Source organism: Ureaplasma diversum (assembly GCF_000941095.1).
In the GTDB taxonomy this organism is placed as follows: Bacteria; Bacillota_I; Bacilli_A; order Mycoplasmatales; family Mycoplasmoidaceae; genus Ureaplasma; species Ureaplasma diversum.
This window is the reverse complement of record NZ_CP009770.1, coordinates 297491-321790: the sequence shown is the minus strand read 5'-3', so window position 1 is coordinate 321790 and position 24300 is coordinate 297491. Positions and strand designations below refer to the sequence as shown.

The window sequence follows — 24300 nt, the reverse complement described above, 5'->3', positions numbered from 1 at the left end:
GGAAGGATATTAAATGAAACGATCTAATACAATTTTTTTAACTAAACAAGAAGCTGCTCTTTTAGGGATTAATGATCCACAAAATCAAGACGTTTATTTAAAAAATGAAAAAGTAAAATTACATAGCATTGATACATATAAAGATGAAATCTTTCTTCCTAAAGGCTCTACTAAAGGGCATTTTTATCTAAGTGATCCATCAATTAAAGATGATGAACTAAAAACAATCAGCTTTATTTCAAACAAAGCTGCTAAAGATAGTTCACTTTTTGCTTTTAATGTTATTGATAAACCATACTTAAAAGATGCATTTAACAAAACAAGAGAATATTTGATTTCAAAAGGGATTTGAACTCAAGATATTTTAGCTTGATTTTTAGGTAATCCTAAAGAACAAAATTGAACTGAAGAACAAATTAAAACCTTAGATCAACAATGTTCAGAATGATTAGCTGAAGCTGCTTTTGATTTTGATAAGTTTAATGGTGAAATCAATAAATTTAGACTTGATAATGAAAATTTAATGTTTAGTGAACAAAGATTTAATGATATTAAGTCTTCTTTATTATCAAGACTTGATGTTATTAGTATCCTTGTATATTTAAAATCATTACTAACTGAAGCTGATTATAGACAAGAATTAGCTAAGAGTAATGAAACATTTGATTTCAATAGTATTAATCTTAAATACGAAGAATTCTTACCATTTAGTTTTGAAAGAACTGATTACAAACTTCGTCGATCAATGCTTTCTAATTCACCACAATGTGATCTAGACAAACTACTTTGAGATTCTTGTCCTGAATGTTATAAGACAAATATTCAATACCGTGATTCAATATCATCATACAGTAATGAAGAATTAGATGAATCATTACTTAATGTAGCTAATAATAGTTCTATTTCTAGAACAATTATTTCTGAACTTAAACCAACTGATGATACATTATTAACTGCTGAAGAAATAGCTAATTTAGAAAAAGAATTCTACTCAGCTGGTCCTATTAACTATGTAGAACAATATGATAATGAAGACTATGAAGAAGCAATTGAAGATATTGAACACTACGAACAAGGACATTTAAAAGTATTAAACCGTCACCAAGCTCATGAACACGAACACGAACACACTCACCAAGAATTAGAACTTCATACAGAACAAACACAAAACAATTTAAACCAAGAATATGAAATTCAACCAATATCTAAATTTGAAGTAGTTGAAACTAAAAACAAAGTAGTTGATCCAACACTTAATCCAATTATTGATGAATTAAATGCAATCTATAAACAACACTCTACTAAAGAAACTAATTTTGATTTAGTTGAAGAAATTCAAGATAAACCAGTTGATGAAGTAATTAGTGATGAAGTTGAGTTTGAATTTATTCACCCATCTACACTAATTAAAAAAGCTAATAGAACTGGTTCATGTTCATTACATTCTGAATCAGATATTGATCCAATAGTTGCTCAACTTCTTAAACTTAAAGCTTATAAAGTTTGTCCATCTAAAAAAGAAGATGATCTAACTAAAGAAGAAAAGAAAGGTTTATATTACGCTTCTATTCTTCACCCAATTCCTACTCAACAAGAACACCAAGCTTGAATTAATCGAGATGATAAAATTCCACTTTGTTATGTTGATGATCACGAAGATGATGAACATAGTGAACACGAACAAACTCATACAAACGAAGTATTAGTAGCTAACTCTTCTTGTGAAATGATGTGTGATTCTAAACAAGCTAAGACTTGTGAAATGAGTTCAGAAACTCAATCATCTTGTGAATCTAAACAGCCAGAAGTTTGCGAAATGTCTTGTGCAACTGAACAAGTTCAAACTTGTGAAATGAACTCAGAAACTCAATCATCATGTGAAATGAGTTGTGACACTGAAAAATCATGTGACTCTTCACAACCTAAGACTTGTGAGATGAGTAGTTGTGAATCTAAACAACCTCAAGTTTGTGAAATGAATTCTGAAACTCAATCTTGTCAAATGTCTTGTGAATCAGAAACAACTTGTGAATCTAAACAAGCTGAAACTTGCGATATGTCTTGTGATATGGCTTCACAATCTGAATCAACTTGTCAAACTCAATCTTCATGTTCTTCAAAACAAGAAGATGAAAAACAAGAACCAAGTTCAGATAATGAGCCAACAATTTCTAAATTAATGCCAACAGATGATACATTACTATCAGAAAGTGAAATCAATAACTTAGAACAAGAATTCTATTCAGTAGGTGATATTAATTACACTGAAAAATATCAACATGAAGATTATGAAGAAGCATTTGAAGATATTGAACACTATGAACAAGGGCATCAAAAAGTAGAACTTCGTCACCAAGCTCATGAAATTGAAGAACAAACACAAAGCAATGTTGATTATCAACCAGATGATATCGATCTAAAACCATACAATGACACTGATCTTAACCAAGAACAAATCAACAGCTTAAAAACTGAATTCTATGCAATTGACAAGCAAGAAGATGTTCAAGTAGAAGAAAACACTGTATCTAATAAAACAGAAACAAACGATGATATTACTCACTTAATCAATGATTTAGATAGTAGTATCCATTTAGAAGATGAATCTAACCAACAACCTAAAAAAGCTAAAAAATGGTTCTGAAAGAAAAAATAATATTTAAGGGATGATAAGGAAACTAAAGCGATGAATAAAACAAAAACAACGATTCACTTAGAAACAGAACAACTTTTAGAACAAGGTTGAACAGGAAATCCTGAAAATGTTTTAATTAGAAGAACTGATGGTTTATTATTTGAACAAGATCATCCACATGTTTGTCCAAATGGTGGGAATGTTCATACTAGTGGTGTTTTATATAATAACTATGATGCTGAAAACATCTCATATTATGATTTAGATTATGGTTTTCAAGATGATAGCATTGTTATCTTAAACAATGATATTGATCCAGCTAAAGTTAAAGATTATGCTGATAAATTAGAAACTTTAGTAGATCAATACTATGAAACAATTTCAAAGAACTTTATGGATAATAACATTAAAGAGAATGCTGTTGAAATTGTCCAAGATAATGAAAATTGATTAAATTCATTCATCAATGAAGGGGAGAGAATTTGTTATAACCTTTTTGCTGATTGATACTTTAAAGATATTAAAGATTTAATTATTAATAAAGATCAACAAACAGCTAAAGAACATCAAGTTTATTCTCAAAAAGCTAATAAGCTTAAAAATGGTGAAGATCTTAAAAAATTAAATAAAGAACACCAAGATAATTTAGAAAAAATTGAACGTGATTATTTTGATAGTGTTTATAGTCGAATCAATGAAATTAAACAAAAAATATTAAAAGATGATAGTTTATTTAATTCTTCTTCATCTAAAGAAAACTTCATTAAACTAACACTTGCTTTATCAACACAAATTGGTGTTATCTCTGAGCTTGAAGAAATTCTTGAAGTCCAAGAACAAAACAGAGTTTATCACATGCTACAAATCGTTAAAATTAACCGATTAAAGCTTAATAACTACTATGGTAATGAAAACCAATACTTAGCAGCTTTATATGAAAAACGAATTAATTTCTTATCAGCTCTTGGTTTAGAGATCTCAGTTTTAAAATTCTTAGTTGACTGATACACTTTATTTATTGATCTAAAAACAAAACTAACTACTAAAAACCATCCACTTGCTAATTATGCAACTTATTATGAAGCAATTAAACGAATTAAAGCAAGTGTACGTTGAGCCGCTAAAAATAAAAAAGCTCTTGATTTTGATGATGAGTTTGATAACTTATATGATTTAATTGATGCTGGTGTTGCTGATAGTAATCTATCAGATTATGAATTCTTACAAAAGATTAATGCTTCTAAAAATGAAGTAGTTACTCATAAAGCATATAAAACAGTTTATCAACCAAACTATTCAGTTAATGCAACAGTTAACAACTCTAACATTGATCTTAAAGCATACATTAACAATCAAAAAGTACCATTAAAAACAACACTTAACAATAAATAAAAAAATAGAAATAAGTTAGATTAAAAAAGCAAGCTTTCTTGCTTTTTTGTCTTTTATATAATTCAGTATGAAAAAATACATTGATCTAATATATGAAATGAAACTTAATCAACTAAAAGAACTAAGTCAAAAAAACAAGAAACAAAAAGCTATTTATGTTTTTTATGATAGCTCATTAGTTGATGTTAATAGTGCTTATATTAAATCAAAAGTTAAGTATGGTAATATCTTTGATGTTAAGGTTTATGTTCATGATTTATATACTAATGATCTAGATACTAATCATAGATTATTAAAAGAAATTAAAGATCATCATTTTATGATGTTTGAATTTCCTATTTCTAAACCTATTTTAGATCAAAACTATTTTTCATATTTAAGTTTAGATAATGATATTGATGGGATAGTAGCACCTAGTTATATTGAAGATGATTTTAATTTGATTAAATATCATCCAGCCACTGTTAGTGCAGTACTTGAATTAATTAACTATTTAAAACTAGATTTAAAACAAGAAGATGTTTGTATATTAGGTCGATCAATTTATTTAGGGAATTATTTATATCAACTTATTTTAAAAAACAAACCAAAATCAATTGTACAAATTAATTCAACAACAGTTAATAAACAAGAATTAATTAAAGGATCTACTTTAGTAATTTCTTGTATTAATAAAGCTTTAGTTTATCCTATTGATTGATTAGCTGATAATACTTATTTAATTGATGTAACAACCGAGTATGTTAACAATAAACTAAAAGGATCGTTTATTATTGATCAAACTTATGCTAATGAGCATAATATTAAATACACACCAACCCCTGGAGGGATTGGTAAATTAACAACCTTATTTTTATTTAGTAATTACTTTCTAACTACTAAATAAAATAGTAATAAAAAGATAATTTAGGGGTATAATCTTATAATATAGATTGTTATAAAGGTTCATAAACAATCCTTAACTTTCTTTTTTAAGGATGATTTTATGTTTAAAAAACTAATTAAAAATGTCTATCGGTATTTAAACAAAAGCAAAGCCAGTTTTTTTGGGCTTTGTATTTTACTTTTTATTACAATCTTCTCATTCTTATTATTAAATAATGTTTCACAAACAATTACTAGATCATACAACAAACTAGTAACTGAACAAAAACTACATGATGTGGTTGTTAATGAGTCGTATTCAGAAGAGGGCGGAGAAGCTAAAAAAGCAGCTTTTTATAAAGATTTAGATCAACTAAAAACTTTTTATGCATCTAAAGATCAGCTGTTTGATTATAATCCCCATCAATCATTACTAGTTAACTCAGCAAGTAATAATATTACTTATAAAATTGTTGAGTACTCAACAAAACAAAAAATTAATACTTTTAGTGCAGAAACTAATAAACGATTAGAGAGTGCTGGATTTGATAGTATTGATTTAAGAAAGATTTTTAATAATGCAAGTTCTGATGTTGTTGATTTTTTAATTAATAACAATAAAACTAATCCAAATCATAATTTATATAAAATTACTAATGAAACAGAACTTTTAGAAAGTAAAAAAGATCTTAAACCTTTATCTAATATTTTAGATGTTGATCAAATGGATTTAAGTAGTGCTGCTAAAGCTAGGATCTATTTATTAAAGAATATTGTTAATGGTGCTTGAGAATTTGATGATGACGATTATCGTAAACTATTCATCAAAGCTTATGAATATGCTCAATCAGATCAAAACTATGATCCATTATTAGCTAATGTAGCTGATTTTTCAAAGTTTAGTGCAGCAGATGCAAATGCTGTCCAAAAACAATTTATTGCTATCTTATATCCTTCTAAAAAAGGAATAGAGATCAATACAGAAGCATCAACTGTTGTTAAAGAACACCGAATCGCTTTTAGTTTTATAAGAGCAGGAATTCCCATTCCTGTTTATTTTGATGTGAAAAGTGCTTATGCAATAGTTGGTTTTAAACCATTTATTGATAATCAAAAGAAACAATTATTTGATCTTAATACTTGAAATGAAGCAATTAAGAAATATCAAAGACAAAGCGTGTTTGAAGCTTGGTTTGCAAGTATTGATGATAAATATAAACTTAAAGTTGATTCAACTGAGTTTGTACTATTAGATACAGGGATCACTCCTGATTTTATGTATCCGATTGTATCATTTGCATCAGTTATTCCTAACCCAGTTAAAGAGGGGTTAGTGTATGTTAACAAAAATGGATTTTATCGAATCTATGATGCTTTTAGATCAAATCCAATTGAAAGAATGTTACACATTGTTCTTAAAAACAAAGATGGTAGTAGTTTAAAAAGTGAAGAATATAAAGCTTTAGTTTCTGATTTAAATAAAATGATCCAAACTAAAGCTTATATGAACTGACCAAGTAGTATTCCTGCTGCTTATATTAAAGATGATACAAATAATAAAATTACACCAAGTCCATTAAGAATTGTATTTGTTAGTCAAATTACAACATATATTAAAACCTTTAGTTTAATCATTACTTTATTTATTATGATCTTTGCTATTTTTGTAGTAGCAATCATTGTAAGAAGATTTATTGCTCAAAATAAGATCAATATTGGAATTTCACTTGCTAACGGGGTAGAGAAGTGAAAACTAATTACAAGTTTTGGTTTAATTGGTTTAATCCCTTCTTTATTAGGTGGAATTATTGGATTAGTAGGTTCACACTTTGCTCAACCTTTAGGAATTACTTTAATTAGTAATTATTGATTATTACCAACTGAGTTTGAATCATTTAATTTCTTAAATCTATTCTTAGTAGTAATTCTTCCTTTCTTATTCTTATTTGGATTAATTGCTTCATTGTCTTGATGATCGTTAAAGAAGAATCCAATTGATTTAATGAGGGGAAGTGAAACTCATAAAATTTCTTGAATTGTTAAATATATTAAAAAACCATTTGCATATGGTTCTGCATTTGGTCGATATACAATTACACTTTCGTTTAAATCGTTATCTCAAATCTTTATTTTAGGATCAATGATTGCTTTCTCATTTAGTTTAATTATGTTCTTAAGTGCAACAAAAGACAAAATTGAGAATACAACCCAAAGTACTTTATTATCAAATAAATATAAGTATGCGATCGAACTATCAACCCCAACAATTGAAGGGGGACAATACCATTCTGCAGACATTGAACGATTTGGTTCTACGATTACTGTTAAAAGCAATGATCCTACTCAAAAAACTGATAACATCATTGATCAAAAATATGAAAGTAGTGATTATGATCAATTCATTAAATTAAAAACCAAACTAAATGGTCTTAATTTAATTAAAGATCTAAGTAATCTAAAATTAATTGGAGCAAAAGATGCTGAACGTAAATCTTATGATTTATTATATATAGCTAATGCTTTTCAAGCAAAACAATTCTTAGACTTTAACTTTGGAATTAGTGGGGCTGGATCAAGCACTAATCCTTGATCAATTACTAAATCATTAATTCCTGAAAACACACTACAAGAAATTGAAAAACACTACAAACTTTGAGGAACTTCACTAGTTAATGATCACTTGATTTTAGATGCTAAAAGTTCTGATAAAGTAGCTAAGATTGCACATGAAATATTAAACATTAATGATGTTGTTGATGAGTTTGAATTCAACAATGTTAACCAATTTAATACTTTAGTATCAACTCAAACAGCTAAACTTAAAGATGATAGTTTAAAACAAAACAAAACCTATTCTTTTAAAGGAATTATTTTTGATCAAAATATGAATCTTTTTGCTTTTAATGGTTCAATGGTTTATGAAAATAAATTCTGACGACTTGTTATTAATAATAAAGATCAATTAGAGAAATTTATTAATCTTAACAGAATTGCTAATAATAAAATGTTTATTAGTTCATTAAGTTATCAAGTACAAAATAAAGATAATAAACTAGATACTAAATACATCATCAAACATGATGATTTAGTATATGATGAACTATTCTTTTTAACTAATATTAATAATCAACAAAAAACTGAAATTAACAAAATTAGTTTAAGTTCTTATTTTAGATCTAAATTCTTAAAACAAGATCCTAATGGCGAGTTTGAATACATCTACAACTATGATCCAATCTTAATTAAAAAGGAATTGTTTGAAAACATTGATAACAATGTAATTAAAATTGTAATTGATCCAGATGCAGCTAATCCTAAAACTGTCTCATTAAGTTTTAATTCATTTACCGATCTAGAGATCTCAAATGGAGCTCAAGCTTATGAGTTTAAGATCACAAACAAGAACACTAATCAAACAATTACAATCATAAGAAAACCAAAGAAAATCTACTATAGTGTTAACTCACAAGCAGCTACTAACTCATTAGATTCAATTACAGCTACAAAACTAGCTGATGAGTTTATTAACTTAGTATTATTAACCCACCCATCAATTAATGAGAAGTATTATCATACTTGAAGTGGGGTTATGTTTAATAGTATTGGTTTAGATTATAGACGTGAAAACAAACAAAGAAAAGTAATTGAACATGATGAACCATATATCTGAGTTGATTCAACAATTACTAAAATCAATAATTTAGATTATACAAGTATTAAAAATAATAAAATTATGGGTTTAATTGATAATACTAGATTAGTTGATTTATATAGTAATAATCAAAAGATTAATAGTTTATTAACCCAAAGAGATGATGCTTTAATTATTAATCAAAATACAGCTAAAGCTCATAATCTAAAGATTGGTGATCAAATTACTTTTAAAATTCATAATTCAGCAGATCGATACCAATTTAACTTTACTAAGAAATCAGTTACACTAACTGTTGTTGGAATTAATGATACATATCAAGATCAACGGATGTATACAAGTATTGAAACAGCAAGAAAGATCTTAAATCTAAAAGAATCACCATATTCAGAGAAATTTAATTTCATTGGTTATAAAGGGGCATTTAATGGGATTTTAACTAATAAACTAGCTCCTGAAATCTTAACAAGAATGGTCCCAATTTACTCACCATCTGGTCTATATCCAACAGATGAAAGATGGAAAAAAGATGCATTTACTCTTAAGTTAATTGAAAATGTACTAAACACTAATAATAAATTTAAAGAAGCTGATTTAAATAATCCTAAATCAGTTTTACACCCAATTTTAGAATCTCAAAAACGCTTAGTGCGTGCACTTGGTTATAGTAGTTTAGAGCAACTCCAAAACGATGCTATTAATGTTTATGATCAAAACAAAAACATTGTCTCTAAAAGAACATTAACCCAACAAGCTGAATGAATCATTGATCAGTTAATCAATAAATTTGGTTATGATACTTATTTATCAATGGTACAAAATGTAGAAGCAGTGGATGTGATGTTTGAAGTATTAAGAACAGCATCAAATACAATTACAAGTGTACAAATTGTTGTAATTAGTATTTTCTTATTAATTATTTTATTATTAGTAATTTTAATGACTGCTAACTCTGTGTTTGATATTGCTAAAGTTGTAGCTTTACTTAAGAATATGGGTTATTCAGATCTTAAGAATGCAGTCTTGTTTGTTACTACATTTATTACTCCATTTACTTTAGGGTTATTATTATCAATTCCTTTAACTACTTTAATTATTGATTTATTTACAAAAGCAATCTTTAGTGCGATTGGAGTATTAATTACAACTGGTTTTGTATGATGACACTTCTTAGTAATTACTTTAGTTGTTTTAGGGGGATTGTTAAGTATTTGGTTGATTGCACTTTATTTACTTAAACGAACAAATGTGGTTAATGCAAGTAAGCGGGCTTAATTATGCGAACAATTATTGGAAATATTTTAAAAGCAAACAAAATCTTTAAATTAATCAATAACAATGACAGAATCTGTGTTGGTGTATCTGGTGGTAAGGATTCAATGTTATTACTATACAGTTTAGGATTAATTAAAAAGATTTATAAAAGAGAATTAAATTGAGATATTGAAGTCGTTGGGATTCATTTAAAAATGAATTTATGTCACATTGACTATGAACCAATTATTAACTTCTGAAAAGAACAAGGAATAGTTTTTCATATCGAAGAAACTGATATGGGTGATATTTTACGTGCTAATATGCGTAAAGGTAAGATCCAGTGTTCACTTTGTTCAAAACTTAAAAAAGCTATTTTAATAGGATGTGCTAAACGATTTAATTGTAATAAAGTAGCAATGGGACATCATGCTGATGATGCCATTGAAACCTTCTTTATGAATATGATTAATGAAGGACGAATTGCTACATTTAAACCACAAATGTATTTAGATAAAGAACAAATGGATTTTATTCGTCCTTTAATTTTATGTCGTGAAAAAGATATTATTAAAGCAGTTAAACAAGTAAGTAATATGCCAACTGTACCTTGTGGTTGTCCAATGGAAGGATTTACAAGTAGAGATGCTATGAAAGACTTTTTAGCTGAAGCAATTTATAATCAAAGAAAAACAAAAATTGCTTATACTAACTTCTTAGTAGCTTTATTAAATGGTAAAGAATTTGATCTTTGATTTAAAAATGAAGATAATAGTATTAATCCAATTGATTTACGAGATCTTGGAATTAATGATGGTACTTATACGAGTACTAATAAAGCTAATAATAGTAATGATACAAAAGAAGATGATAAGAAGTATTATGATGATTTAAGCGACTTTGAATCAGAAGATTAATCTAAATATGTTATAATTTAATTAGTCAAACAAACAAAACAAGTGATTTTTGAGACGACATCCCTCTTATAGGGTTGTCGTTTCTTGTTTAATTACGATATATGAAAGGTTTTCAATGGCAAAAATAAACTCAAAAGAATTAGCAGATTTAATCCCTTTAGTTGCTAATGATAAAGACCTTCCAGTTGAAGATGTAGCCCAAGTTCTTAAAGAAGCGTTTGAAAAAGCATATCATAAGAATTCACCAGATGGACGATTTGAAGTTAAAATCGATTTAGAAAAAGGGACAATTGATTGCTATGAAATTTTCACTGTTGTTGAAGATGAAAAAAGCAATGATGAAACTCTTGAGACAGGGTTTGATGATATCGTTGAAATCCTATTAAGTGAAGCTAAGAAAATCAATCCAGATGCTAAAGTTGGCGATTTAGTTTATAAAACATATCCAATTGAAGAGATGAAACCTTCACAAGTTTTACAAATTTCTCAACTATTTAAACAACGAATTACTGAATTACATAATGCTAAAGTAGCTGATTATTGAAGACCCCAAATTGGAAAAGTAATTTATGCAAAAGTTGTAGAACAAAATGAACGTAGAATCAATAACACTAATCAAATCTATGGTTATCATATCCTTTTAGAAGATAAATGAAACACACAAGGGTTTTTATCTGTTAAAGAAAAAATTGGTGATGAAGAATTAAAACTAAACCATCTTTATCACTTTGTGATCAAAGATGTTAAAGAACAATCAAGACTTTGACCTGTGCTTTTAACAAGAAATGATCCTGATTTATTAGAAGCAATTATTAAAAGAGAAATCTTAGATGTGCGTGAAGGGGTTATTAAGATCGAAAAAATTGTTCGATCAGCTGGGATTAAATCTAAAGTAGCTGTAAGTTGTTATAATCCAAACATTAATCCAGTAACAACTATTTTAGGAATTCGTGGAAGTACTATTAATAGTATTTCTAAACAATTAAATAATGAACGAATTGATATTGTTCAATATTCTGATGATATAGTTACTTTTTTAGCTAATGCAATTGGGGTTGATAAAATTGTTAGTTTAATTTTTGATCCTAATGAACAAAATAGAGCTGTTACATTAATTACTAAAGAACAACATATTCCTTCAATTGTTGGACGGGGTGGGGTTAATATCCGATTAATTAGTAAATTAGTTGGTTATAGTATTGATGTTAAAAGTGATAAGCAAGCTCATAAAGAAAATATTAGCTATACTGTCTTTGACCAAGAGCAATTCCGTCGTCTTCGAATGCAAAACCTTCATAAGAACACAATGAGTAATGATGATGTGTTAGCAATTGTTGAAAACTATCGAAACGAAATCAATGCTCAAACACAAGAAGAAGAGAGTTTAGAAAATCTATCAACTAATCATCAAGAAGCTGAAACTAAACCAATCCAACAACCTGTTGTAGAACAAAAAAGTGAACCAGTTGTAGTTGAAAACAATGATAGTGAAGCTGATGATGAAGATATTGAAGTATTAGAAGGTTTTGAAGATTTAATTGATTTAGAACAAAAATAAACAATGGGACAAATCATCAATTTAAGAACTTGTTTTTATACAAGAAAAAAATACCCACCAAACCAAATGGTTCGTTTTATAATAAAACAAGATGAAATCGATTTTAATTCATCAACTGGGCGGGGATATTATTTAAAACTAGATAAAGATATGAACTTAAATAATGTTGCTAAAAAGATTACTAATTACTTTCATCTTAAAAGTTTTGAATCAACATTAGCAGTATTAGAACAATTAATAAAAGTTAATTAAGTTGAGTTAATAATTATCAGGAGGAAATATGGCAAAGAAGAATATTAAAAAACAAGTTAATTCCAAACCAAAGGATAACCGGATAGGGTTGGATATTAAAAAGCAAATGAGGCAAGTAGATGTTGGAGTTGTTAATGGTACATTTGTATTTACATCACCTCTTACAATTGCTGAACTTGCACCTAAATTAAACAAAAGTGTTAATGAAATCATTATGCGTTATTTCAAAAAAGGAATCGCATACAATCTAAACACAATTTTAAATGAAGAACAAATTGGTGAACTTTGTTTAGAGTATGATTTAGACTTTAAGATTGAAAAAAATATTAACACTGAAAACCTATTAGATAATATTTCCTTTGATGATGATCCTAAAGATCTTAAAACAAGAGCGCCAATTGTTACAATCATGGGGCATGTTGACCATGGTAAAACAACATTATTAGATACAATCCGTAAAACATCAGTCACAAGTAATGAAGCTGGTGGGATTACGCAACACATTGGTGCTTATCAAGTAGTTAAAAATAATCAACCAATTACATTTATTGATACTCCAGGACATGAAGCTTTTACTGAAATGCGTGCTCGGGGAGCTAATTTAACTGATATTGTTATTTTAGTTGTAGCTGCGGATGATGGAATTAAAATGCAAACTGAAGAAGCAATTGACCATGCTAAAGCTGCTAATGTTCCAATCATTGTTTTTGTTAATAAAATGGATAAATATGAAGCTGATCCAAATAAAGTTATTCAACAGTTAGCTGGTAAAGAATTAGTAGCTGAAGAATTAGGTGGAGATACTGTTTTTATTAAAGGTTCTGCTCTTAAGAATGAAGGAATTGCTGAACTATTAGATTCAATTTTATTAGTAGCTGAACTTAATGAATATAAAGCAAACCCTAACCGTTTAGCTTATGGAACTACAATTGAAGCTAACTTAGATAAAGGTCATGGTCCAATTGCTACTTTATTAGTACAAAATGGAACACTTAAAAAAGGGGATTATTTAGTTGTTGGAGCAACATATGGTAAAATCCGTAATATGTTTGATGAAAACAACAATGAACTAACTGCTGCTTTACCTTCTAAACCTGTTAAAGTAACTGGATTTGATAGTGTACCAACTGCAGGTGATAAATTCTTAGCTTTAGATGATGAAAAACAAGCAAGACAAATTGCTAATGATGTTCGTCAAAAAAATATTCGAATTGAACGTGCAATGGTTAATAACCTTGAACTTAAACAAAAGATTGCAGATGGTGAACTTAAAAACATCAACTTAATTATTAAAGCTGATGTACAAGGAAGTTTAGAAGCACTTAAAGGGATAGTAAGTGGTATTGAAATCAACGGAGCAACAAGTTCATTAATTCGTTCAGCAATTGGACAAATTAGTGAATCAGATATCCGTTTAGCTCAAACATCAAATGCTGTTATTGTTGGTTTTAATATTCGACCAAGTCGGTTAATAAAGGAATTAGCTGATAGTGTTGGTATTAAGATTGTTTCTTATGAAGTTATCTACAAGTTCAAAGAAGACCTTGAATCATGACTTAAGGGTAGTCTTGACCCAATTATTGTTGAAGAAGTATTAGGTGAAGCAGTTGTTCTTAAAATTTGACATCACTCACAAGTTGGAACAATTTGTGGATGTAATGTTTTAAATGGTAAAATTAAACGAAATGCTTTAGCTAGAGTAATTCGTGATGGTGTTGTTATTTATTCTTCAAAGATTGCAAGTTTACAACAAAACAAAGACCAAGCATCTGAAGTAACTAAGGGAAGAGATTGTGGTTTAACAATCGAAAACTTCAATGATATCAAAGAAAATGACATCATCGAATGTTATGCTAAAATAGAAAAGAAACATGATGAGGTAAATTAAAAACTATGGCTAGTGAAGTAAAAATAGGTCGGTTGGAATCATTAATTTTACAAACTTTAAATGAAACTATTCTTAAAGAAGTGCGTGATCCAATTGCTAAAAATGCTAGGGTAACTGCAGTACGATTAAGTAATGATTTATCAGTTGCTAAAATCTTTTTTGATACTAGAATTAGATCAACAATGCCAGATGTATTAGTTGCTATTAATAAGGTAAGTGGACTTTTAAGATCAAAACTTTCACAAGTTTGATCTGCTCACAAACTTCCTGAACTAAGATTTGTTTCAGATGAAACAATTGATTATGCTCAAAAAATTGATGCTTTATTTAAAAAGATAAAAGATGATGAAGAGCAAAATAAATAATCAAGTTACTAAAAAACATAAACCAAAACAAAATGTTTATGTACTTGATAAACACTTAAGAACTAAAAAGGGCTTAGTTTGATCTTGAAGCACTATTTTTGTAGTTCTTTTATTATTAAGTATTGGTTTTGGTTTATGTTTACACTTTTTAAATCCAATACATTTAAATTTACAAGAACAATTTATTATTGCTCAAAATGATGATTTAGTTAAACCAATTAAAATAATGGTTTATACTGGTTTTGCTCTTCTTTTTGTTCCTTTATTGTTTTTGTTAGGATGTTGGATTACAGGAATTAATGGTTTGCATGCTTCTGTTTTATTTCATGCATTTGTCTGGTTTTTCTATTCATTAGCTTTTTTATTATTCATCATATGTTTATGTTTGAATATTAGTGTTCATATTTATTACTAAATAAATAAGTAAGTAAATAAAATACCCCCTTTGTAGCTTCTACAAAGGGGATTGTTATTGTTTTAGTTTGTTTAAATGTGCTAAAGGTTTTATAATTAAATTAACAAATAATATGTTTTGTTAATATATTTAGTAGTTTACTACTAGAATAAGAACATTGTTATATTATTTTGTTTTAGAAATTAGTGTTATTAAAGGTTATTAAAAGATTGATGTATGAAAGCGTTTTGAAATAAATTTAAAAAGCTAATAATTCCAACAGCTGGATTATTAGCTGCAACTAGTTTAGTAGCAGTTGCTTGTGTTAACCAAGATCAAACATCTGATCCATCTAAGTTAAATAAACAAGATCAAACAACTAAACCTAAAACTAATTATTCATTACAAGCAACAATTAAAGATATAACTACTAATTCAGCTCAACTATTAATTAATCTTAATAATAATAATAATAATAATAATAATAATAATACCTTGGATCCAAAAGCTAACTTATTTGTTGATTTAATTAATCTTAAAACTAAACAAACTAAAAAACTAACATTAAAACCAACAAACAATAGCTTTAAGCTCTTATTAACTTCATTACAACAAAACACTACTTATCAATTAACTAATTTCAAACTTAATGATCTAGTTTTTAAACAATCATTAGATTTTAAAACTTTAGAACAAACAATTAGTTTAAAAGAAGTTAAACATCAATATTTAAATAATGCTATTAATACTGAACTTGTTTTTGATGATTTAAATCATCAACTTAATAACCAATTAGTTGAACTAGAATATGTTTCAAACGATCATTTATCTATTAAAACTAATCAATTAATTAAAGTTAATGATAATAAACAAGAAGTTAAAGTTAATGTATCATTTAATGATCTAGTTTTTAATCGAAACTGATCACTTAATAAAGTATTAATTAAAAATAAAGATGATATTAATCAAACCAAAACCTTTGATTTAACTAAATTTAAACTAAAACCAATTACTTTAGAACCATCTAAAACATTTGTATCTAAATATGAATATGATGGTAATAAACATCAACTAAAAGTTGATGTAGAAACTAAAGATCAATTATTTACTAATGATCAAATTGTTTTATTAACATTAGATAATGATCAAACAATTGAATCAAAAATTGGTCAACATTCTAATTCAGCTGCTTCTGTTATTTTTGATTTAGCTAATTTAACTAAAAATAAGAAATATATTACTAAAGCTATTAGTTTTAAAAACAAACCAGCTAATTTAATTAAAAATGTTAATGATGATTTAAATAATAGTATTTATGATGTAGCTAAAGCTGATTTTAAAATTGAATTTAATAACTATCAACCTTTAAGTTATATTCAAAGCATTGAACTTAGACCATATTACACTAAAGATCATCAACTAGTGTTTGATACTACTTTATCAAACTTTAATAATAAAAATCAACCAGTTAATGTTATATTAGAATTTGTTGATCAAAATAATAATCCTGTTTATAGTGAACCAGTTCAAATAGAAGCTACTGAATTAAATAAAACAGTAGTTAAACAATTTAATCTTAAGATTGGATCAGAACCAATCCAAAACTTAAAATACACTTTTAAGAATGCTTGGATTATTGATCAAAATCAAAATAAAACATCATTCTTTGTTAATGCAGTTAATAGTTTAGCTAATACAGAATTTAAAGTAATTGAAAAACCACTTAATGTATTATTAGCTTATAATCAAATTGAATTTATAGAACCACAAAACAATAGTGTTGATTTTAAAGCATTAGTATTTGATAATGAGAATTTATTAAATGTAAATGATAAAGTAACTATTACTTTAGAAGATGAAAATAATAATATAAAAGAGTTTAGTGATAATTCAATAACTTTAGATAAAAACCAAAAATGGATTAGAGCAAAGCTAACCGGATTAAATAAAAACACTTCATATAAACTAAAGAGTGTGCTTGTAAATAGAATCCAAAGTAGTGTTCCTTATTCAATTTATTCAAAAGATCATGTTAATGAAGATAAATGATTTGTTCATCAATTCAAAACATTAGATCTAGAAGATAACAAACAACTTGAATACAATAAAGCTTATGAAACTAAGGCTTTATCTACTGATGAAATAATTAAGTATAATAAATTTAATACTCAGATAAAAGATCCAAGTCAATACAATAAATATTGAAATTATTTCATACCTGAAAATGATGTTTATAAGTATGCTTATGATATGACGTTTGCTCTTAGATATACAAAGACAACGCAACTTCAAAGAGGAAACTATAAAACTCAAAAAGTATTAGGAACAGGTTGAATTTTAGATTATGTTCACCCTAAAAATGATGAACAATATCCAACTACTTTCTTTATTGCTACAAATATCCATGTTGCAGGGCGATTCTTTTATTTAAAAAATGAAGTATATGACACTGCTACAGTTCCAAAAGCTCAAATTATAACAAGCAGACATCAAAGGGATGGTTTATCTGTTGCTTTTAGTGAGCATTTAGGCAATAGTTTAAGAAGATATGGTCGAAATGAAAATCTAAGTAGAAATCTTACAGAATATAAAATTAAAGACTTTGCTTTGTTATATACGGCAACTAATTTCTTAGATAAAAGTTATATGACTGCGTACAAACGTCACGCTGGTTCAGATCCATCAATAAAAATGTTACCTGATCATGCTAAAGATTTTGCAGTTCTTAAAATTACATTCGAAAACGAATGACAAGCCAAACTTATTACTCGTGACTTCTATAATAAATACAAAAATAATCCACACAAGTTTGCTAAAGGTAGTTTATTAACAAATGATATTGATACTTCATTAAATAGAAAAGACTTTTATATTTTTGGGTATCAAGGACAAAGAGAACTAGGTGATGTTTTTGCTCAAGCACCAACAATTAATAAATCAACTAAAGACACTGATTTTACTACTGGAGCAAAATTAGAAACTAATCATATTAATAACAATTTATTTCTTAATAAATATGACCAAATCATTCCTGGTGTTAACAATGGTACAATAACTAACTATAGTTTAAACTTTAAAAATGCTACTGGATATGAAGGATATAATGAATACTTTAATTTAATGTATTCAATTGCAGATAGTTCACTTAAACCTGGATCATCAGGATCAGCTGTATTAAATGCTAATAAAGAAATTGTTGGTATCCATTTTGCAATTGTTAATGAAACAGATACTGGACTAACAGAACCATTAATTTTTGAAGGGCTTAGAATTAATGATGAACAAATTCTACCAGCGTTTGATTTAATCAATGGTGGAATGCCATATCAATTGACTTCATATAAACAAGCATTAAGAAAACACTTCTCTAATGAAAAGACTTGGTTATTTGATAAAGCTCCTGAATTAAAACCAAGACCAAATACATTTAATAGAATTAATAGATTTAATGGAATTAATAGATTTAATAGATTTGGATTAGATGATTTATTTCCATTCTTTAATAATAAAAGTTCATCTTTAAACTACTAATAAATAATGTGATTTATAAATTTGTATTGATCAAAAATACATTAAAATCAAATTCTTGTTATAATATTGCATTATTATTTAGAGTAATTACACTCATTAGTTTTAAATAAATATGGAATTACCTTGTTAATAAACAAAGAGGTATAAAAATGATTAAACATAAATTTAAAAATAAAAAACTAGTTGTTTTATTATCATTAGGTATGGTTGCTGTAATTGGGGCAACTGCTATTTTAGCTAGTTGTAATGATAACAAAAATACACCTGTTAAAAAGGTTGAAAACAAAAATAAGAATGTCACTGTTGAAGCAAATAAGAAAACAAATAGTGATGTATCTAAAAATCAAACTAATCAGCCTAAACAAGATAATAACCAAAACTTAGAAAAGAATAATCAACAAACAACTCCTAAGGTTGAGAAGGATTCTTCAGAAGAGCCGATCAAACCACAAATTAATCTAAAACCAGATGATAAAAAAGATCAACAAGATCAACAAGATCAACAACCTGAAACTGGCTTAAATCAAAAAGAACAAGGAAATCCAAAAGATCCTGAGACTAAAAAAGAAGAACCAGCTCCAGAAGTAAAAACCCCAGAACCTAATACTTCTGAGCAAAATGGTAAACCAGAAGTAAAACAAGAAGGAATGCAAGAAAAGAACGAAAAAGATTCTATGGGTTTGGGGGGGCAATCTAACACTCAACAAAACGGCGAAAATTCAAATCCGATGCCAGAAGAAAAAATGCAAGGTGATCAGGCTGATCAAGAACAAAAAGTTCCAGAAGAAAGAAAACTTACACGTGATGAATTACTTATAGGAACTAAGAAAATTCTTGATTGAATGTTAGAAAACGAAAAGAAAAAACTAATTACAGAAGAACAAAAACAACTAGGGTTTTATCGAAAGCCTGGTTCTGTTAAAGATGAAGATGTATATGATGTTGATTTTGGAAAACTATTTAATACCACTGAACCAGATAAATTAATGACTAGTTTCTTTACTTCCGATTATAAAAACTCAAGAAATTTATTAAATGTTAAAAAAGTAACAAAATCAATATGAAAATCTTATTGAACACCACTTATTAGAGAAGTATTTCAAGAAGATTCAAACGCAATTGCGGATACTATTCTAACAAAAACTATTCCAAATTTCTTAAAAGAGAATAATATTGCATAAACCATTCCCCGGCTACGCAAAACCATTTAGCAAACCTAATAGGTTTGCTTTTTTATTCTCAACAACCAAAAATCAAACCACTTATTACTAAAATATTTACCAATATTAATAGACAACTCAACTAACTACAGAAATTATTCCTAAAACTTTATAAACTTTGTTTATATTACTTGACTTTTTTTTTAGAATTTTGCTATTCGAGATTAGAGGAATAAAATATGAAAGCAAAAACTATCAAAATCTTATCTTTGATTGCTTTCTGTGCAGTACCAATAGCAGCAGTTGCTGTTGCATGTAAAAAATCACAACCAGAAAGTAAACCGGAAAAAGGTTCGAAAAATAATACACAACAAAATCATCAAAAACAAGTAGCTCCTGTTAAAACAACATATAGTGTTACATATGGTTTAAATGATGACCAATCTTTTGTTCAATCATCAAAAACATTTGTAGATCAAGTAAATGAATTTGCTAACAAGAAGGATGACTACATCAAATTTGATGTTAATGTTAAAGGTGTTAAAATCAATAAACAATTTGAAAGAGAACAATTCCTTAATAATGAATTAAAGAAATTCCAAAACTTCGATTTCAAAAAAGATTTAATAACTAAACCAGAAAAAGATGATATTAATGTTGCTTTTGAAACATCGACAGAAGCTAAAGAAGTTGAAAAAGTTTTACAAGATGAATTTAACAATTTCTATGTTCCTATTAAATGATTTAATGAAGATTTAAAAGCTGCTATTCAAAAGGTTGATAGAAGTTTAGGTTTAAGTATCACTAAAGAAAAAGCAACTAAAGCAAATAAATTAAACGAATATAATGCTGTTGTTAAAATGATTAAAGATTTCTTAGCTAGATACTTAGTTTCATTTAATGAAGATTTAGAATTTACAAAGATTAACCAAGACCTTAATAAAGGTTGATCATTAAATATTACTCTAAGAAACACCAAGACTGGTTCATCTACCGGTAATATTAAATTAGACTTAAAAAAGCCAGATGAAAAATGATCAGAACAAGAAATTGATGCTAAAAACCAAGAAGCTTCATTTGCTAAGAGAATGGTTCAAAAAATTCTTGATAGATTAGACAACACATTCATCGAAAACATTGCTAAAACTTTTTATTTAATTTTATTATTAGATGATAATAACCAAGTTGCTGCTAAACTATCTAAAGTAATTGCTAACCAGTCATACAACTTCATCAAATCTAAAATACCTTTATTAAGAGTAAAATTTGTTGAAAAGTTTGCTAAAAAGATTATAGCTAAACAAGGTAAGAAAGTTTTAGATTTACTTCAAAACAGAATTAAAAGAGCTCAATCTTAATTAATGTTTAAATAATAATTAAAACTAATCCTATAATTGGACTTTGCACCAACTATTAGGATTAGTTTTTCTTATGTATTATTAATTTAAAAGACACTAAATAACAATAATCTAACTATCAAAGATACTTACATCTTTATCTGTAGTATCTGTATTAAACTTTAAAGATTTGTTTTTAAGATCAATCATATGGTATTCATTATCTGAAATTAAAACTAACTTATCGATTTCAACATCTCCTTTAGTGTTTTTTCTATCATCTAGATTAGCACCAAAGTTAATTTGTTCATTGGTGTTATTAAGCACCTTACGTTCTATATTGATTGGAAAATCAACTTTGAAATAATTAATATTTTGTTTAGAGTTTTGAATTAATAAAACAGCTTTAGGATCATTATTGAATCGTTTATCAAGGTTTTTACCAGTAATAGTTACAATTAAGTTCTTAACTATTTGCTTATCATCTTTATGATATTGGAACTTTAATTCTTTAACTTCTAGTTTGTTTTCATCAAGTTGAGCTGTATCAACTTTTTTAACATCTCTACTAGCATGAAAGATAGCATTTTCTAAAATAGATTTAGCTTCGTTATATTTATTTGCAACTTTGTTGCTTTCATCTTCAAAACGTTGATCAAAATCTTTGATTTTTGATTCAAGTTCATTTTTAGCATCAATATAAATTGGTTTATTAAGGTTGTTTAAAATATATTGATTGGCATCTATTTTAACTTTGATAAAGTCATTAAATGCTTGTAATTTAATTTCTTGATCTTTGTTTGTAGCTGTTTGTAAAATAGAATCTAATTCTATAAGAGAATCAGTGTTTATTGCTTGGTTTTGATACTCTTTGATTTGATCTTGTTCTAAGTTTTTTAATAGACTAATTGCATCTAAAATAGATTGTTTCTTAGTTTGTATTTCTGTTAGTTTTTGATTATTAGCAGTTTTTTTGTCTTGATCTAATTTTTTAGCTATAGTTAAAATAGTATCTATTTCATTGATAGTTTTTGTTTTATCAAGTTGTTCAATGAAATTAGCTTTTTCTTCTTTACTTAAACTAGATAATTCATTAATAGCTATTTTTGAGTTGGTTTGTTTAGTTTGTAGTTCTTTGTCTTTGTTATTTTTATTGTTTTGCTTGCTAATTACAAGACCAGTAGTTAAACCAATAATTGATGAAGCTACTAATAAACCAACAACAGTTCAAATGACTGCTTTCTTAGTTTTTAATTTACTCATATCTAAATCCTTATTCTAATTCGATAATAAGTTTTTAATACTATGATTCCATTTAAATATCTAAAAATTATAATACAAATTAGCTAACTAAAACTAAATTAATTGATAGGTTTAAATTAATTTGTAATGTTGTTTAGATAAGTTGCTTAGGCTGTTTTAGCTAATAAAGGGTTAGTTGGAAGAGTGTTTTTGGTAGGGGTAGTTAGGTAATAGATTAGTAGGAGAAGAAATTAAAAGGTAAGAAATTGAAGTGATTTATAAGCGCGAATACAAAGAAATAAGGAGGATTTTTTATATCTCTTAAAACACTTTTAACCGGAACATTTTGTAGTGAACCCGATTTTTTGGACAAATTAATTCTTGTCTATTGTTATAAGGATTGATGCCTGTATTGTACAGGAGTCAATCCTTTTAATTTTACTTGTATTCTTTCGTTATTATAGTAATGAATGTAGTTTGTTATAGCTTGGATTAATTCTTCAACCGTTTTAAATTCAGATTCATGACCATAAAACATTTCGTTTTTTAGTTTACCGAAGAAATTTTCCATAGGCGAATTATCAAGACAATTACCTTTTCGCGACATTGATTGAATAATATTTTTCTCAGCTAGCATTTGGCGGTATTGGCGCATTTGATATTGTCAGCCTTGATCTGAATGCAATATTAACCCACTTAAGTCTTCAAACTTTTGAAAAGCTTCACCAATCATCTTAACTGTCTGTTGAAAGTTAGGGCTTGTTGAAATATTAAAAGCAATAATTTCTCTATTGTGCATATCCATAATTGGTGATAAGTATACTTTGCTATTAGTGATGCGAAATTCAGTAACATCAGTTGTTCATTTTTGATTACAAGAAGTGGTTGAAAAATCTCGTTGATAATAAGTTTTATGAGCAACTTGATCTTGAATCTTGATTAATAGATGACTCTTCACTACCCCATTTAAATCGCCTTTGTATGATCGATATTTAGCTTTAGGAGTTAGAGCAAATAATCCCATTAGTTTCATTAAACGTTTCACTTTTTTATGATTAATTAAAATCCCTCTATTTGCTAATTCTAGTGTGATTCTACGGTATCCATAGCGTTTTTTGTGGTGGTAATAAATTTCAGTGATAAGGCTCATTATTTCCTTGTTTTTCAGATCCTTACTTACCTTTTTAAGGTGGTAATAATAATCACTTCTTGAAATGCCTGGACAATTTGGATTGCTATTAATTACTTCTAAAATGAATCTCAAACTACATAACAATTCTTGCCTTAGTTCTGTGATAGCTTGAGCTATTTCTTCTTTTGTTGGTTTTCTCTTTTCTGAACTAAGGCATCTAATTTTTTTAAGTATTCGTTCTCTATGGTAAGGCGTAAATTCTGCTTTCGTAAAAGTTCATTTTCTTGCTTCAATGAGATGTTCGTCTTGTTTTCTTGCTTTTTGTTCATATGGTTTACGGCCCCTCTTTTTCTCTACAACATTATACCCGTTTTCAAGAAAAGATTTAATTCATGAGTGTAATAAACCAACATTAGATAATCCTAATTCTATCGATACCCTTACATAAGTTTCACCGTTAAGCAAAACACGATCAATTGCTGCTTTTTTGAATTCTTTAGAATATTTTTTATTCCTAGAACGATAAACAATCTTAGTTCCATGCCTTTCTATTAACCGAATAATGTATCAAACAACGGTTCTGTTTAAATTGTATTTCTTTGCAATTTTATTAAATGAAAAATCTTTTTCTTTGTACAAAGAGTAGATCTCTAACTTATCTTTGTATGTTAATTTCATGAAAAATGAATCCTTTCGTTGGTTGTCCAACTTTTAGGGTTCATTTCAG

Annotated in this window: 15 protein-coding genes; 13 read left to right on the top strand and 2 right to left on the bottom strand. The window is 27.3% G+C overall.

Annotated features, from left to right (window positions below):
- Nucleotides 1–13 precede the first annotated feature (13 nt).
- The 13 genes from JM47_RS01295 to JM47_RS01235 all read left to right on the top strand — a co-directional run bounded on the left by JM47_RS01295 (nucleotide 14) and on the right by JM47_RS01235 (nucleotide 21220).
- The gene (locus JM47_RS01295; RefSeq protein ID WP_208895181.1) at nucleotides 14–2656 is read left to right on the top strand and encodes a hypothetical protein; all 2643 of its coding nucleotides are present in this window, start codon (nucleotides 14–16) and stop codon (nucleotides 2654–2656) included.
- 30 nt (nucleotides 2657–2686) lie between these two features.
- Nucleotides 2687–4027, top strand: a complete 1341-nt coding sequence (locus JM47_RS01290; RefSeq protein ID WP_208895180.1) for a hypothetical protein — start codon at nucleotides 2687–2689, stop codon at nucleotides 4025–4027.
- A 67-nt stretch (nucleotides 4028–4094) separates the two neighbouring features.
- A complete protein-coding gene (locus JM47_RS01285) occupies nucleotides 4095–4913 on the top strand; it encodes a bifunctional 5,10-methylenetetrahydrofolate dehydrogenase/5,10-methenyltetrahydrofolate cyclohydrolase (protein ID WP_208895179.1) in 819 nt (272 codons plus the stop codon).
- A gap of 99 nt (nucleotides 4914–5012) precedes the next feature.
- Complete coding sequence (locus tag JM47_RS01280) at nucleotides 5013–9818, top strand: ABC transporter permease (protein ID WP_208895178.1); 4806 nt, start codon at nucleotides 5013–5015, stop codon at nucleotides 9816–9818.
- A 2-nt stretch (nucleotides 9819–9820) separates the two neighbouring features.
- Nucleotides 9821–10714, top strand: a complete 894-nt coding sequence (locus JM47_RS01275; RefSeq protein WP_208895177.1) for a tRNA 2-thiocytidine biosynthesis TtcA family protein — start codon at nucleotides 9821–9823, stop codon at nucleotides 10712–10714.
- A 115-nt stretch (nucleotides 10715–10829) separates the two neighbouring features.
- Nucleotides 10830–12272 (top strand): transcription termination factor NusA, encoded by a 1443-nt coding sequence (nusA, locus tag JM47_RS01270; protein ID WP_208895176.1) that lies wholly within the window; start codon nucleotides 10830–10832, stop codon nucleotides 12270–12272.
- A gap of 3 nt (nucleotides 12273–12275) precedes the next feature.
- A complete protein-coding gene (locus JM47_RS01265; protein ID WP_208895175.1) occupies nucleotides 12276–12524 on the top strand; it encodes a DUF448 domain-containing protein in 249 nt (82 codons plus the stop codon).
- A 28-nt stretch (nucleotides 12525–12552) separates the two neighbouring features.
- Nucleotides 12553–14412, top strand: a complete 1860-nt coding sequence (gene infB / locus JM47_RS01260; RefSeq protein ID WP_208895174.1) for a translation initiation factor IF-2 — start codon at nucleotides 12553–12555, stop codon at nucleotides 14410–14412.
- A gap of 5 nt (nucleotides 14413–14417) precedes the next feature.
- Nucleotides 14418–14777, top strand: coding sequence for a 30S ribosome-binding factor RbfA (gene rbfA, locus JM47_RS01255; RefSeq protein ID WP_208895173.1), 360 nt, complete (start codon nucleotides 14418–14420; stop codon nucleotides 14775–14777).
- A complete protein-coding gene (locus JM47_RS01250; RefSeq protein ID WP_244870387.1) occupies nucleotides 14755–15192 on the top strand; it encodes a hypothetical protein in 438 nt (145 codons plus the stop codon). Before rbfA ends, JM47_RS01250 begins: the two co-directional genes overlap by 23 nt.
- Nucleotides 15193–15408: 216 nt before the next feature.
- On the top strand, nucleotides 15409–18702 hold the full coding sequence (locus JM47_RS01245) for an MIP family Ig-specific serine endopeptidase (RefSeq protein ID WP_208895172.1): 3294 nt from the start codon (nucleotides 15409–15411) through the stop codon (nucleotides 18700–18702).
- A gap of 149 nt (nucleotides 18703–18851) precedes the next feature.
- A complete protein-coding gene (locus JM47_RS01240; protein ID WP_208895171.1) occupies nucleotides 18852–19883 on the top strand; it encodes a Vmc-like lipoprotein signal peptide domain-containing protein in 1032 nt (343 codons plus the stop codon).
- A 218-nt stretch (nucleotides 19884–20101) separates the two neighbouring features.
- The gene (locus JM47_RS01235) at nucleotides 20102–21220 is read left to right on the top strand and encodes a hypothetical protein (RefSeq protein WP_208895170.1); all 1119 of its coding nucleotides are present in this window, start codon (nucleotides 20102–20104) and stop codon (nucleotides 21218–21220) included.
- A 111-nt stretch (nucleotides 21221–21331) separates the two neighbouring features.
- Here the strand turns inward: JM47_RS01235 and JM47_RS01230 are convergent, their stop codons facing one another.
- Both JM47_RS01230 and JM47_RS01225 read right to left on the bottom strand, forming a co-directional pair.
- On the bottom strand, nucleotides 21332–22462 hold the full coding sequence (locus tag JM47_RS01230) for a GA module-containing protein (RefSeq protein ID WP_208895169.1): 1131 nt from the start codon (nucleotides 22460–22462) through the stop codon (nucleotides 21332–21334).
- A gap of 370 nt (nucleotides 22463–22832) precedes the next feature.
- Complete coding sequence (locus tag JM47_RS01225; protein ID WP_318023472.1) at nucleotides 22833–24251, bottom strand: IS3 family transposase; 1419 nt, start codon at nucleotides 24249–24251, stop codon at nucleotides 22833–22835.
- Between the last annotated feature and the right edge of the window lie 49 nt (nucleotides 24252–24300).